Genomic DNA, 15037 nt, shown 5'->3' with positions numbered 1-15037 from the left:
AATAATAATTATTGTGCCGCTTTTAGAGATTGTCGAAAAAAGTGTTGAATATTTCTGTTTTAAACTATATAGTTCTTTGTAATGCAATGAATTTTATTAAATATAAAAATTTTTCTTCTTGAAAATAATTTTGCAAAAGGTTTATAATGATGACAAGAAATTTAAAGGAATAGTCACAATCACTGTTGAGTATTCTATGATAGGGGGTGGACCTGTCGAGCATTCAATCGTTGTGTAGTAAATATACAAGCTTATCAGGTAAGGATATCGAGAAGTTAGTAGAAATTGAAACTACACTATCTTATTATGCTGAGTTGACAGATTGCTATATGTTCATAGATTGTATGATGGAAAATTTACCACATGCAATTGTTGTAGCAGAGGCATTCCCTACAAAAGAAATTGGTTTATATGAAAAATCAGTGATTGGAAAATTTGTCTTTGAAAGCTTCGAGCCAGCAGTATTTGCAGCTTTTAAACATAAAGAAAGATCATCCATTTCGAGAGCAATCACACAGGAAGGTCTAACTGTAGAACAAAACGTTGTCCCCCTCTTTAATGATGATGGACAGGTTATCGCCGTGTTGATTCAAGAAAAAAAGGTTAAGATGCAAACTGCACCAAAGGATGATTTTCAAAATATGCCTTTTGCATTAATTGAACATATTGTCGAACCCAACGCGCAGCCAATTCCAGTTGTGTCTGATTTATTAGTAGAGTCAATTATTCTGACAAATCATGAAAATAAGGTCATTTATAGCAATCCTGCAGGATACCGATTTATAACGGAACTTTCAGGACTAGAAAATTTCGATAATGTTGCTTTGGATAAAATATTACCTTTTTTACAAGAGGTCTATGATAAAGGCGATGATGTCTTTTTCTTAGAAATTACGATTGATCGTAAATCTTTTATTGTGAAAAAAATTCCTATCCGCAGTCAAAATGATAAAGTGACACTGCTTATTATTCATGATCTAACAGAGCTAAAGCTGAAAGAAAATGAACTGATGATGAAAACATTTGCTATACGGGAAATTCATCATCGTGTAAAAAATAATTTACAAACGGTTACAAGCCTATTGCGACTGCAAATGCGCAATGACCTAGCGGCTTCAAATGCAAGTGCTTTTCAGGAAGCATTAAATCGCATTTATAGTATTTCTTCTGTTTACGAACTTATTTTAGAAAATGAGGATAATGCGGAAGAAAAAGTGGATGTTATCGCTTTGTCTAAAAAAATAGGGTATAAAATGGTTGGCACTTCTCATACAGCAGCCATTCAATTAATCTTCCATCACGATGAACTACAGCTATATTGTCATTCTAAAAAGGCGGTTTCACTCGCATTAATTATTTGTGAGTTATTACAAAATGCTTTAAAGTATGCTTTTATTGATCGTGAGGAAGGAACAATTGATATAAAATTTCTTCAGGATGCATCTTCTATTTCACTTCATATTTCCGACAACGGCGTTGGGATGCAAGAGGTGAAGGCATCTTTTGGAATGGAGATTATTACAAGACTTGTTGAATATGATTTAGCTGGCACATTTACAATTATCCCTAGTGAACAAGGTACACATACTCAAATTCAGTTTCCTGTAAGTGAGGAGGTATTTATCCTAAATGACTAGGAAAGTTATGATTGTCGAAGATGAATCACTTATTGCAATTGATTTGAAGTTTATGCTAGAAGATAATGGTTACGAAGTAGTAGCACAGGCAAATAATGGCGAATCTGCGATTGAACTAGCTTATACACATAAGCCTCAGCTGATACTAATGGACATCAAAATGCCGAAGCTAGATGGACTAAAGGCGAGTAAAATTATTGAACAGCAGCTCGGTATACCAGTGCTTTTTATATCTGCTTATAGTGAAAAAGAATTGTTATTATACATGAAACAGGATAATATTTTAGGGTATGTTATGAAACCGTTTTCTGAGAAAAATGTCCTACCAGCGTTGGAAGTGGCGTTTCATCAAATCGATAAATTTAACCGTTTAAACGGAGAGTTATTGCATAAGCAAAGCGAGATAGAAAAGCGAAAAGTCATCGAACGAGCGAAAGGTTTACTGATGCAAGTAGAAAATCTTAGTGAAGACGAGGCATATAAAAAAATTCGCAATGAGAGTATGCAAAGTCAACAGGAAATGGTAACAATTGCAAAACGAATTATAAATACATTACAAGTAAATAGATGAAGCAAAGACGCTTTAAAGAGAATTTTTCTTTAATGCGTCTTTTTTTTATATATATTTATCAAAATCAAAGGGGGGATAAGTAGGATGGCAATGATAGGAACGATCATCGTTTATATTATTATGATTTGTGCAGTTTTAGGGGCAATCGGAGCGATTCGAGATGCAGAGTATGGAATTGGTAAAGAATTTATGAATGGACTCCATACAGTAGGTCATATTTTTGTACCAGCGGCAGGAATCATGGCAGCTATACCTTACTTAACGTGGTTTATTAGTCATTTTATTAGTCCGATTTTTGAATTGATTGGAGCTGACCCAGCAATTGCAGCTACAGCAATTTTAGCGTCGGACATGGGGGGATATCAATTAGCAAATGCTTTAAAAGAGTCGTATGAAGGATGGGTGATGGCGCTTGTCGTTGGTTTTATGTCAGGTGCAACCATTGTATTCTCGATTCCAATGGGGCTTGCGATGTTAGACAAGCGTGATCATAAGTATATGGCATTAGGCATTATGGCAGGCGTATTAACGATTCCGATTGGTGCATTTATTTCGTCGATTATGATTGTGATGTTTAACACAGAGGTTCGTGAAGTGATTAGTACAACATCTGCACCAACCTATGTGTTTGCCATTTCTATTTTACAAATATTACTTAATTTATTACCGTTATTTATTTTTGTTATCTTAATTGCGTTAGGGCTAAAGCTTATCCCGAATGGCATGATCAAAGGGTTTATGATTTTCGGTCGTGTGATGGATGCAGGTATTAAGCTTGTGCTTGTATTCTCTATTGTCGAAATTTTCACAGGCATTTTTACTAAGATTTTTGGGGCATGGGGCTTTGATCCCATCATGGCAGATAGTGTCGACCAATTCCGAGCATTAGAAACGGCTGGCTATATCGGTATTATGTTAGCGGGTGCATTCCCAATGGTGTACTTAATAAGAAAATATGCTTCTAAACCGCTCGAGACAGCAGGGAAGAAATTAGGTCTTTCTTCAGTAGGAAGTGCAGGGATTTTAGCGACAAGTGCTAATATTTTGGCCATGTTTACACTTGTTCGTCAGATGCCACCAAAAGATAAAGTGATCAACATTGCTTTCGGGGTTTGTTCAGCATTCCTTTTAGGCGACCATTTATCCTTTACGGCTAATTTCCAACCAACGATTATATTACCTGTTATAGCAGGGAAGCTTTTAGCAGGAGTGCTTGCCATAATTTTAGCTTACAAGCTATCAGTACCGACCGCATTAAAACTAGAACAAGAGGATCGTAAGGCAGGCATTATTAAAGAGGGAGAATATTTAACAGATCAAAAGTCTTGATAGAAAGAGGTGATGAAATGTGAGTGAGGAAAAGAAACGTTTTATTCAGGAGTTTGTGCCGGGTAAGCAACTAACATTGAGTCATCTAATTGCAAATCCTGATCCAGATATGTTTCAAAAACTTGGTATACAAGAAGCAGGTGCGCTCGGCATTATGACTTGTACACCGAGCGAAACAGTTATTATTGCTGGGGATTTAGCAACAAAGGCAGCCAATGTAAAACTAGGTTTTTTAGACCGTTTTACTGGTAGTCTCGTTATTGTTGGCAGTGTATCTGAAGTAGAAATGGCGATGTTGGAGATTAATCGTTTTTTATCGGAAATGCTCGGTTATACGCCATCTAAAATAACGAAGTCATAGGATGTGTCAAATGAAAAATCGAGTAATGATAATAGGTGGTGTGCAAGCTGGTAAATCAACGCTAATGAATGCGTTATTAGGCAAAGATGGACAAGCTATTAAAACCCAAGCACTCGTATTTGATGACTGGATTGTTGATACACCTGGAGAATATATAGAAAATCCAATGTACTACAGAAATATTATGGCAACATCACTTGAAGTAACACATGTGATTTATTTGCAAGATGCCACGTCATCAAGGAGTGTTTTTCCGCCGCAGTTTAGCTTGGGTATACCCAAAATTCAAATTGGTGTTATTACCAAAATTGATGCACCCCTTGCAGATGTAGAAAGAGCAACAGCATTGTTAAAAAATGTGATGACGCACGGTCCAATTGTGAAAACATCAGCATGGCAAAAGCAGGGCATTGAGTTGATTGCACCACTTATTCAACTGCGGTCAGACGAAGAAATTCGCCAGTTTGTCAAGGACCGTGATAGTCCCTATCTCATATATTGCCCATAGTGGCATAGAGGAGGTATAGGTTGAAGACAGAAAAAATTTATAGTGCAGGCATTGATATTGGGACAAGTACAACAAAGATGGTTGTCAGTAGTTTTCTGTTGAAAAATGTTGCTGGTGTGACCCATGTGCCACGAATAGAAATTATTGAAAAAACGGTGTTGCATCAAAGTCCTATTATTAAAACACCGTTTGTTACGAAAGACATTATTGATATGGAACAAATAGAAAAATTTATATTTCAGCAATATCAATTGGCTCAAATTTCACCAGCGGATATTTCAACAGGCGCCATTATTATTACAGGTGAATCTGCTACGAAAGAAAATGCTAGGGAGGTTGTCCATACCCTTGCAGATGCAGCTGGACAGTTTTTAGTTGCCACTGCTGGTCCGGATTTAGAAGGGATTATTGCTGCAAAAGGGGCGGGGACTGTGCAACAGTCCAAAAACACAGCTAAAGTAATTGCCAATATAGATATTGGTGGCGGTACGGCAAATATTGCAGTAATGCAGTTCGGTGAAGTGATCGGCACATGCACCTTACATGTTGGCGGTAGATTAATCGAATTTCAGCATGGCAAAGTCTATTCTATCTCACCTCCTATAAAGCAATTAATGAAGCATTGGTCTAATCCATTACAAGTAGGTGACTCTGCAGAAGACGTGCGCGTTGCACAACTTATTCAAGAAATGGCGGACTTTTTAGCTAACACGTTAAGCGGACAACTACAAGATGCACAACATCCATTATTGTTAGGACATTTACCAAATTGGCATAAGCCTGTGGATGCAATCGTTTTTTCAGGTGGTGTAGCTTCTTGCATTTATGATCATGATTGTTCGCAGCGCCAATATGATGATATTGGTGAAAAACTAGCGAACATGCTTTTACAACATGAGCAACTTCAAGCGTTTTTATGGCTACAGCCGCAGGAAACTGCTCGCGCTACAGTAACTGGAGCAGGAACCCAAACAACCGAAATTAGTGGTGCAACGATTCAAGTTGATGCGGATGTATTACCGTTAAAAAATATTCCTGTATTTAATTGCTCAGGTGTAGCAACGAAAGCGTTTGATCAAATCGTGAAGACAGCAGTGGACAGAGCAGATGCACTTTTTTCACTGGATGATCACCGCGCACCCTTTGCACTTTATTTTAGTGAGTTACCGTATTTAAGTTTTGAAGATGTCCATGCATTGTGCGAGGCCATTTTACGATACTTAGGAACAAGAAGCTCCAAGGACATACCAATTATCATAGTCATTCAATCAGATTATGCAAAGGTCATAGGGCAAACGCTACAAGCCATTAATCCAACAGTTCCTATACTATGCATCGATCAAATTAAAGTAGAAACAGGCGATTACATTGACATTGGGGAAGTGCTACCTTCTGGTGTTGTCCCCATTGTAGTGAAAACACTTGCTTTCCACTCAAAGTAAGGAGGATGAACGTGAATCTATCGGTGATATTTGGTGGAGAAAAATATAATTTTCAGTCATTAAAAGATGTGATGGCTAAGGCCAATGAGGAAAAATCAGGAGATCAGCTAGCAGGGATTGCTGCTGAATCTGTCCAACAACGAATTGCAGCAAAAGCTGTTTTAAGTGAATTGTTAGTCAAGGATATACGCGAGAATCCGCTAGTTCCACCTGAAAATGATGAAGTGACACGTATTATTGAAGGCGATATTAATGAACAAATATATGGCGAAATAAAAAACTGGAGTATTGAACAGCTTCGAGAATACATTTTATCGAATGATACAGGTGATCGCGAGTTAAAACGTTTAAGTAAAGGCATGAATTCAGAAGTAATTGCAGCCGTTACGAAATTGATGTCTAACTTAGATCTTGTTCATGCAGCCAATAAAGTAGAAATCTTATCAACTTGCAATATTACGATAGGGCAAAAGGGTACGCTTTCTTCAAGACTACAGCCGAACCACCCAACAGACAATATCGATGGCATTATTGCCTCATTAAAAGAGGGATTGTCCTATGGAATCGGTGATGCAGTTATCGGCATTAACCCAGTAGATGATTCGGTCGAAAGCGTTAAAAAGGTGTTACAGGCGACAAAAGAATTTATTACTGATTGGTCGATTCCAACGCAGAACTGTGTATTGGCTCATATTACAACACAAATGAAAGCCATTAAGCAAGGAGCTCCTGCCGATATGATTTTCCAAAGTATTGCAGGGACAGAAATTGCAAACCGTTCGTTTGGCATTTCTGCTGACTTAATTCGAGAAGCAGAGGAACTCGTGAAGAAACAGGGAACGGGAACGGGCCCGAATTTATTTTACTTTGAAACTGGGCAAGGTTCCGAGCTCTCGGCTGAAGCACATATGGGCATAGACCAAGTAACACTCGAATCACGCAACTATGGATTTGCTAGACATTTTAATCCGTACATAGTCAACACAGTTGTTGGCTTTATTGGCCCTGAATATTTATATAACAACAAGCAAGTCATTCGGGCAGGGTTAGAAGATCATTTTATGGGTAAAATGCACGGCATTCCTATGGGCGTGGATATTTGTTACACCAATCATATTAAGGCTGACCAAAATGATGTGGAAGATTTAAGTGTGTTACTAACTGCAGCTGGTGTCAACTTTATTATTGCGGCACCGATGGGAGACGATATTATGCTGAACTATCAGTCTATGAGCTTCCATGATGTTGCAACATTACTCCAAACATTTGGTAAAACACCAGCACCTGAATATTTAGCTTGGTTAGAAAAAATGGGCATTTACGAAAATGGTCGTCTTTCAGCTAGAGCTGGCGATTTATCGATATTTGAAAGGTAGGTGAGACCATTGAATGAACAGCTAGTATCCATGATTACACAGCTTGTGATGGAGAAAATGACCAATACATCGGGCACTTCTTCAGAAACAGCTCCACCAGCTGAAGAACAAAAACAACCATTAATTAAATTTTATGATAGTGCGGCTAAGCATACAGAAGAACTATCAAGTCCACAGGCAACATCAGATCAATCGTTAATTAAGCTTTACCAAACAGCTTCAACAAAGGATTATTCGCAAAATACTACTAATTATGATGTTTCCACAACTGTAGAAACGGCGAAGGCTTTTCAATTTGAAGAGCAAAATGTATCAGAAAGTGTGCAAGCAGCTAAAAAGCATACACCTGCAAGAATTGGTGTTGGTAGAGCGGGGACAAGACCAAAAACAAAAACTTGGTTGAAATTCCGACTCGATCATGCGGCTGCAGTAGATGCAGTGTATGGAGAAGTGACAGAAGCACTATTACAAAAACTGAATGTCTTCCAAGTAACAACAAAAGTAACGGATAAAGAAGAATACATTACGAGACCTGATTTAGGTCGCCGCTTATCTGATGAAGCGAAGACACTTATTCAATCAACATGTAAAGCACGCCCAACCGTGCAAATTATTATTTCCAACGGTTTAAGTGCGAGTGCGATTGAAGAAAATGTCCAAGATGTATATTTAGCATTACAACAAAGTCTTACCAATTTAAATATTGAAATAGGCACTACTTTTTACATCGATAAAGGGCGTGTAGCGCTTATGGATGAAATTGGCGAGCTATTGCAAGCTGAGGTCATTGTTTACTTAATTGGTGAACGTCCTGGTCTAGTGTCAGCAGAGTCGATGAGTGCGTATTTATGTTATCAGCCGAGAATAGGTACGGTTGAAGCGGATCGAATGGTCATTTCCAACATTCATAAAGGTGGTATTCCTCCATTAGAGGCAGGAGCTTATTTAGGAACTGTCGTGCAAAAAATATTGCAATACAAGGCAAGTGGCGTAAACCTTGTCGCAAAAGAAGGTTAGGGGGAACAAGCAATGCATCCTCATAAAATTATGGCTGATATTTTGGCTATGCAGATGATTCCTAGAGTGAATAGAGACTTGGCAGCACAGCTTGCGTTGAAGCCAAATCAGCATAGCATTGGGCTAGTCACACTAACCATTGATGATGTCGGATATGTGGCTTTAGATGAAGCGACAAAAAAAGCAGATGTGGAAGTGGTTTATGCAAAAAGCTTCTATGCAGGAGCGGCTCATGCGTCAGGACCATTATCTGGTGAAATGATTGGCATTATAGCGGGTAGCTCCCCAGATGAAATTCGCAGTGGGCTGGAGGCAATTGAGCAAAAGGTGCAATTTGATACGTATTTCGAAGCCATTAATAATAATGAAAACCATGCACTTTTTGCGCATACTGTGGCAAGCTGTGGCAGCTATTTAGCACAGTTAGCAGACGTTAAGATTGGCACTGCGCTCGCTTATTTAATTGCACCACCACTTGAGGCGGTTGTCGGTTTAGATGCCGCTTTAAAGGCAGCGGACGTAGAGCTAAAACTATTTTTTGGGCCACCTTCCGAAACCAACTTTGGTGGTGGCATAGTTAGCGGCAGTCAGTCTTCCTGCCAAGCTGCTGCAGATGCATTTAGAGAAGCAATTGAACATGTTGCGAGAAATCCGGTTATTTAGAAAGGAGGCGGCTTTATGGCGACATTAGATAAAGACTTATTAGCCATTCAGGAAATGAGAGACGCTGTTAGTCAAGCAAATGCAGCACAAGCGGCCTATATGCAATATTCCCAACAACAAGTGGATAGTATTGTGAAGGCTGTTGCGGATGCCGCATTTAAAGAGGCAGAACGATTAGGCAAAATGGCTGTCGAAGAAACAGGGATGGGTATCCAAAATCATAAAAAAATGAAAAATGAAGTAGCGTCAAGAGATGTATATGAAGATATTAAAGATTTAAAGACAGTTGGCGTGATTGGCACAGATCGACTAAAGAAAGTAACAGAGATTGCTAGTCCATTTGGCGTTATCGCAGGAATTGTGCCAACAACAAATCCTACATCTACAGCCATTTTTAAAACGCTTATTTCTTTAAAAACGAGAAATGGCCTTGTGTTAAGCCCGCATCCATATGCCGTTAAATGTACAAAGGAAGCTTTAGATATTTGTAGAGTTGCGGCAGAAAATGCTGGTGCGCCAGAAGGGTTGTTACAATGTTTAACAATGTCTTCAATGGAAGCGACACAACAATTAATGAAACATCCACAGATTCACTTAATTTTAGCAACGGGCGGTGGGGCGTTGGTCAAAGCGGCATATAGCTCTGGAAAACCAGCTTATGGGGTAGGTCCTGGCAATGTACCAGCTTACATCGAAAAATCAGCCAATATTCAAAAAGCCGCACGTCAGCTAGTGCAAAGTAAATCCTTTGATAATGGCACCATTTGTGCGACAGAGCAGGCCATTATTGTGGATAAAGTGATAGCTGAACAAGTTTTAGCAGAATTAAAGAAACAGCATGCTTATATATTGAATGCTGAAGAAAAATTAAAGATGGAAAAGTTAATATCTCCTGTTCCTGGCAAAGTGAATCCACAAATTGTTGGAAAATCAGCGGTGAGTTTAGCACATTCTATCGGCATTATGGTGCCAGAAGAGACGAAAGTACTTGTTGGGTTGGAGACAATGATTGGAAAAAACATTCCATTTTCACTAGAGAAGCTATCACCAATATTTGCTTTCTACACAGTAGAGGATAGCACAGAGGCCAAACAAGTAATGATTGATCTACTGAATATTGGAGGACGGGGACATTCTTGTTCTATTCATACGGAAAATACAGCGCTAGCAGAGCAGTTTTCGCTTGATTTACCAGTGTCGCGTATTGTTGTGAACACGCTATCTTCAATTGGTGCGGTTGGTGGTACGACTGGATTAGCACCATCCTTTACATTAGGTTGTGGGACATTTGGTGGTAATATTACGTCCGATAACATTACAGCTAGACATTTATTAAATATTAAGCGCATGGCTTATGGAATGAAAGATGTAGAGGTGCCAGCTCCGGAATTTGATTTACATCCGGTGGTAGAAAATATAAAGGCACAAGCACCATCATTGGATACAAAAGTGGTGCAACAAATTGTTGATCAAGTTTTAAAGCAAATTACATTACAAACTAAATAATTGGAGGAATGACAAATGAGTACAGCATTAGGAATGGTAGAAACAAAAGGTCTTGTAGGAGCAATTGAAGCAGCGGATGCAATGGTAAAAGCGGCAAGTGTCAATTTAGTAGGGAAAGTCCATGTTGGTGGCGGAATTGTTACTGTTTTGGTTCGTGGCGATGTAGGTGCAGTAAAAGCAGCAACGGATGCAGGTGCAGCAGCAGCTCAACGTGTTGGAGAATTGCTATCTGTGCATGTAATTCCACGCCCTCATAACGAATTAGAATTAATTTTACCAAAAGCAGAAGCTTAATTACACGACTGAAGAGGCATTCATCGCTTGTAAATTTGATGTGATGAATGCCTACTATCAACAGTAAAAAAATCAGTTACTAGATTTAGAGGTGGCTAACTTGAATATAAAATCACAAGCATTTCCAGTTGCCATTTCAGCCCGTCATATACATGTAAGTGAAAAAGATTTACAAGCACTATTTGGTCCAAACGCAACGTTGACAAAGGATTTTGACCTTTCGCAACCAGGACAGTTTGCAGCAAAAGAGCGTGTCTCCATTGAGGGACCAAAAGGAGTCATTCACAATGTGCGTGTATTAGGACCTGTAAGGGCAGCAACGCAAGTGGAAATCAGTCGAACAGATGCGATGAAACTAGGTTTAAACCCTCCCCTAAGACAATCGGGAGATATCGAAAATTCAGCTAGTATTAAACTTATCTATCAACAACGAGAAGTGTTAATCGAGCAAGGAGTCATTATTGCACAGGCCCATATTCATATGACAGAAGAAGATGCGAAAGCATTGGAAGTACACAATAATGAAATCGTTTCTGTAGAAGTTGACAGTGAAAGACCTGTAACATTTCGTGCTGTAGTAGTACGTGTCTCAAATGATTTTAGCTTAGAAATGCATATTGATACAGATGAGGCCAATGCGGGCTTTATTGCACAACAAGCACAAGGAAGAATTGTGAAATCATGTTCGTAAGGAGGAGGTTTGATGCAAGAACAATTAGTGCAAAAAATCGTCGAAGAAGTTTTACAGCAAGTATTAAAAAATCAGCCTTCCCGCCCAGATGACGGTAAAATTCCAATCGGCGTATCCGCGCGACATGTACATCTTGCACAGGCAGAAGTGGAGCAGCTTTTTGGAGAAAACTATCAATTAACGCCGAAGTTTGAGCTTTCGCAGCCAGGACAATTTGCTGCTGAAGAAACGGTCGTCATTGCAGGACCAAAAGGTTCTATTGAAAGAGTTCGCATATTAGGTCCAGCACGAACGTTAACACAAGTAGAAGTGAGTTGGACAGATGCGATGAAGCTCGGCGTCAAGCCGCCATTAAGAATCTCTGGGGATATTAAAGACTCTAGCCCTGTGACGTTAATTGGTCCAAAAGGTAGTGTTGTTTTGCCAGAAGGTCTTATTATTGCACAAGCGCATATTCATATGTCTCCTGCCGATAGCGAAAGATTTCAAGTAGTAGATGGGCAGTCGGTACAAATCAAAGTGCAAGGACTACGACCGATTATTTTATCCAATGTGATGATTCGTGTATCTGATCGCTATCGTTTGGAAATGCATATCGATACGGATGAAGCAAATGCAGGCTTAATTCAGCAAGGTGCTTTTGCAGAAATTGTTAATGGACAAGTGATGGAACCTTTGACTGTAAAGGAAATGCCACTAGTCGCAAAGCAAGCGCCTGCAAAACAATCTATCTATCACTTTGAAAAAAAGCTACTTTCACAGGTAGATGTGTTGGAAATCGAAGCTCAAGAAATTGTCGTGCCAAAAAGAACCATCGTGACAGCATTAGCTTATGACAAAATACGAGAGCTGAATAAAAAAATAACGATTCGCTCTGAATAATAAGTATTATCCAGACAACCTAAAGAGGGTGAGTTTATGCAGATGGGAAGAGTGATTGGCAGCGTATGGGCAACACGTAAGGAAGAAGGGTTAAATGGCTTAAAACTATTAATTATCCAACCAATTGATTCCAACCAACAGCCAATTCGTACGGAAATAGTAGCAGCTGATCGCATCGGTGCAGGGATTGGTGATGATGTACTGATTACGAGTGGAGGGTCTTCCCGTTATATTATGAAGGACAATCCCCTCCCTATTGATGCAGTTGTAATCGGAATTATAGACTCTACAGATGTAATGCGAGGTGAAGACAATGAGTAGCGCAATTGGCATGATTGAAACAAAGGGATTAGTGGGGTCTTATGAGGCTGCGGATGCGATGATTAAAGCATCTGATGTCACGATTGTTAAACAAGAATTTGTCGATGGTGGTATTGTAACAGTCGTCGTAACAGGCGATGTTGGCTCAGTACAAGCAGCAGTCGATGCTGGTAAAGAGGCGGCAAAACGCGTTGGAGAATTATTAGGCGCACACGTCATTCCTAGACCAGACGAAGATGTTTTCAATATGATTAAAGGACCAGAGACGCCAAAGAAAAAACCGGTCTCAACACCAGCACGTGCTAAAAAAACAACAGAAGCAGCAACTACGGACAATTGAGGTGAAGCATAATGGCATTTCGCAAAAATAAAATTGCTGTTATTGGAGCCGGTCACACGGGTGCAACATTGAGTTTATTCCTCGCACAAAAGGAATTAGGCGATGTTGTGTTGCTAGATATTCCAGAAGCTGAAAATCCAACAAAAGGGAAAGCACTGGATTTATTACAAACAGGGCCGATTGAAAAATTTAATGTGTCGATCCAAGGAACAAGTAATTATGAAGATATTGCAGGCGCATCTATCGTTATTATTACAGCCGGTATTCCACGTAAACCTGGGATGAGCAGAGATGATTTAGTGACGACAAATGCGAAAATTATTCAACAAGTTTCGAGACAAATTAAACACTATGCACCTGATAGCATTGTTCTTGTATTAAGCAATCCAGTAGATGCGATGACATATGTATGTTATAAAGAAACAGGATTTCCTAAAAATCGTATTATCGGGCAATCTGGCGTATTAGATACCGCACGCTTTAATGCATTTGTAGCCCAAGAGTTACAAATTGCACCCGAAGATGTATCGGGATTTGTATTAGGTGGACATGGTGATGAAATGGTGCCATTAATCCGTTATTCCTATGCAGGAGGCATCCCGTTAGAAAAGCTTATTCCCCAAGATAGACTACAACAAATCGTCGAACGTACACGTAAAGGCGGCGGTGAAATTGTAGGCTTATTGGGCAATGGTAGTGCTTACTATGCGCCAGCTGCTGCCTGTGCGCACATGGTGGAAATCATTATGAAAGATCAACGAAAAATTATTCCTTCCATTGCCCTGTTAGAAGGAGAGTACGGCTACCATGAATTATTTTTAGGTGTACCGACGATTTTAGGCGGTAATGGCATTGAATCGGTTATTGAATTGCACCTTACACAGGAAGAACAAACGGCGCTCAATCAATCAGCACAAGCCGTTAAGCAAGTATTACAAATTTGCCAAAACATATAACTAGTATGTTTGAAGACAAATAGCGTTTCCCCAACGTTATATGTCTGCTTTACAATATGTTTGATTGGAAACCGAGCATAAAAATTGGTTTATCCCTAAATTATTTTAAAAAGAAGCTCCCTTGATTAAAAGGGAGCTTTCGCTTTTTAAAATTAAATAAGATGGATTCTGCTGATTTAAGTAAACTCCAATAAACCTTTTGGAAATGTTGATAGGGCATGAGAAGTAAACTTTCCCGCAAGAGTTCCCGTGGATTTTTAATTAGTTAAGTATGAAATTACCAAACTGGCAGTGTTATTTAAGCTTGGAATTGTTTGAGTGACGGTCACTTTTTATTAAATAGTAGGCTGTAGTAGCTACAATGCCCAGGGTTAAAAAAGCTACTATCCGTGATATTTCAGTGGCAATTAATGAAAGGGTTAATCCTATCAAACCTCCAATAATAAAATACCAAAAATACTTCATTTAAACCCCTCTTTCTATTTTTGTAATATTCTATAAATTATTTTATATTTTATTTTTTTATTGTACAATTATTACACTAAATTTTTAGGAGGGAGTAAGTAAATGAAAAAATTTTTATTACTATTTCTAACATTTATGTTGGCCTTTACTGCAGTTGCTCCTAATTTAGGGTATGCTGCAAACATTAAGGAGAAAAATGATGATTCCTTGCCCCAGCTTAATAATGAGCCAGTAATTGAACCTTACAGCTTAGAAGATAAGAGTGAAATTTTAGAACAATGTTTGAGGTATGAATTTATAAATCTGTCGAGCAGAATCTCTGCATATTCATTACCTGGGGATTTTACGAACCTGTGTAGAATAATAGAGACACAAAACAGAGATAATGTGACTTATAATAACTGGGAACAAAGAGTATTGACGTTTCTTATAAATGGTGGAGTAGCTGTTATTGTTGGTAGATTTACAGCAACACGACTTAGAACATTTGTTAGTAGTGGGATTGCATCTCTGTTCATCACTATTCCAAGAAGTCAAAATTTATATACAACTATTCAAGTGAGAGAATGTGAGGATTCAACAGGTATAAATAGATATTTAGTAATTACGTATTACAGTAATAGTGCTAGAACACAACAATTATATACACATTATACAAGAGCTTAAAATAAGTAAGTA

The 15037-nt window shown here is 38.8% G+C and carries 18 protein-coding genes; 17 read left to right on the top strand and 1 reads right to left on the bottom strand.

Annotated elements, in window-relative coordinates; genetic code table 11:
• The first annotated feature begins 230 nt into the window (after positions 1–230).
• From LS41612_RS14810 to mdh, 16 genes are all read left to right on the top strand, one after another.
• On the top strand, positions 231–1637 hold the full coding sequence (locus LS41612_RS14810) for a histidine kinase N-terminal domain-containing protein (protein ID WP_024363378.1): 1407 nt from the start codon (positions 231–233) through the stop codon (positions 1635–1637).
• On the top strand, positions 1630–2208 hold the full coding sequence (locus LS41612_RS14805) for an ANTAR domain-containing response regulator (protein ID WP_024363379.1): 579 nt from the start codon (positions 1630–1632) through the stop codon (positions 2206–2208). The genes LS41612_RS14810 and LS41612_RS14805 overlap by 8 nt, the downstream gene beginning before the upstream one ends.
• Before the next feature lie 84 nt (positions 2209–2292).
• A complete protein-coding gene (gene eutH / locus LS41612_RS14800; RefSeq protein WP_024363380.1) occupies positions 2293–3537 on the top strand; it encodes an ethanolamine utilization protein EutH in 1245 nt (414 codons plus the stop codon).
• Positions 3538–3556: 19 nt separating this feature from the next.
• A complete protein-coding gene (gene eutS, locus LS41612_RS14795; protein WP_024363381.1) occupies positions 3557–3898 on the top strand; it encodes an ethanolamine utilization microcompartment protein EutS in 342 nt (113 codons plus the stop codon).
• A 10-nt stretch (positions 3899–3908) separates the two neighbouring features.
• Positions 3909–4406, top strand: a complete 498-nt coding sequence (locus LS41612_RS14790) for a EutP/PduV family microcompartment system protein (protein WP_024363382.1) — start codon at positions 3909–3911, stop codon at positions 4404–4406.
• A 20-nt stretch (positions 4407–4426) separates the two neighbouring features.
• A complete protein-coding gene (locus LS41612_RS14785) occupies positions 4427–5848 on the top strand; it encodes an ethanolamine ammonia-lyase reactivating factor EutA (RefSeq protein WP_024363383.1) in 1422 nt (473 codons plus the stop codon).
• Positions 5849–5853: 5 nt separating this feature from the next.
• Complete coding sequence (locus LS41612_RS14780) at positions 5854–7224, top strand: ethanolamine ammonia-lyase subunit EutB (RefSeq protein WP_029747306.1); 1371 nt, start codon at positions 5854–5856, stop codon at positions 7222–7224.
• A gap of 9 nt (positions 7225–7233) precedes the next feature.
• Entirely contained in the window at positions 7234–8241 is a 1008-nt protein-coding gene (gene eutC, locus LS41612_RS14775) for an ethanolamine ammonia-lyase subunit EutC (RefSeq protein ID WP_024363385.1), read from the top strand.
• A gap of 12 nt (positions 8242–8253) precedes the next feature.
• Positions 8254–8904: an ethanolamine utilization microcompartment protein EutL gene (gene eutL / locus LS41612_RS14770; RefSeq protein ID WP_024363386.1), complete on the top strand. Its 651-nt coding sequence runs from the start codon at positions 8254–8256 to the stop codon at positions 8902–8904.
• 15 nt (positions 8905–8919) lie between these two features.
• A complete protein-coding gene (locus LS41612_RS14765; RefSeq protein ID WP_024363387.1) occupies positions 8920–10410 on the top strand; it encodes an aldehyde dehydrogenase family protein in 1491 nt (496 codons plus the stop codon).
• A 15-nt stretch (positions 10411–10425) separates the two neighbouring features.
• Positions 10426–10704 (top strand): BMC domain-containing protein, encoded by a 279-nt coding sequence (locus LS41612_RS14760; protein ID WP_024363388.1) that lies wholly within the window; start codon positions 10426–10428, stop codon positions 10702–10704.
• Positions 10705–10804: 100 nt separating this feature from the next.
• Positions 10805–11395, top strand: coding sequence for a phosphate propanoyltransferase (locus LS41612_RS14755; RefSeq protein ID WP_036205335.1), 591 nt, complete (start codon positions 10805–10807; stop codon positions 11393–11395).
• A gap of 12 nt (positions 11396–11407) precedes the next feature.
• Complete coding sequence (locus LS41612_RS14750; protein ID WP_024363390.1) at positions 11408–12277, top strand: phosphate propanoyltransferase; 870 nt, start codon at positions 11408–11410, stop codon at positions 12275–12277.
• Between the two features lie 36 nt (positions 12278–12313).
• Positions 12314–12598, top strand: a complete 285-nt coding sequence (locus tag LS41612_RS14745) for a EutN/CcmL family microcompartment protein (RefSeq protein WP_024363391.1) — start codon at positions 12314–12316, stop codon at positions 12596–12598.
• On the top strand, positions 12591–12938 hold the full coding sequence (locus LS41612_RS14740) for a BMC domain-containing protein (protein ID WP_029747308.1): 348 nt from the start codon (positions 12591–12593) through the stop codon (positions 12936–12938). The genes LS41612_RS14745 and LS41612_RS14740 overlap by 8 nt, the downstream gene beginning before the upstream one ends.
• Positions 12939–12949: 11 nt before the next feature.
• Positions 12950–13894 (top strand): malate dehydrogenase, encoded by a 945-nt coding sequence (gene mdh, locus LS41612_RS14735; RefSeq protein ID WP_024363392.1) that lies wholly within the window; start codon positions 12950–12952, stop codon positions 13892–13894.
• A gap of 294 nt (positions 13895–14188) precedes the next feature.
• On the opposite strand, the gene LS41612_RS23195 is transcribed toward mdh, so the two are convergent.
• Entirely contained in the window at positions 14189–14359 is a 171-nt protein-coding gene (locus LS41612_RS23195) for a hypothetical protein (protein ID WP_158497873.1), read from the bottom strand.
• 102 nt (positions 14360–14461) lie between these two features.
• On the opposite strand from LS41612_RS23195, the gene LS41612_RS14730 reads away from it, so the two are divergent.
• Positions 14462–15025, top strand: a complete 564-nt coding sequence (locus LS41612_RS14730) for a hypothetical protein (RefSeq protein WP_024363393.1) — start codon at positions 14462–14464, stop codon at positions 15023–15025.
• Positions 15026–15037: the final 12 nt, after the last annotated feature.

This window comes from Lysinibacillus sphaericus, assembly GCF_002982115.1.
GTDB lineage: Bacteria > Bacillota > Bacilli > Bacillales_A > Planococcaceae > Lysinibacillus > Lysinibacillus sphaericus.
The sequence above is the reverse complement of the archived record's forward strand: the minus strand, read 5'-3'. Positions and strand labels throughout refer to the sequence as shown.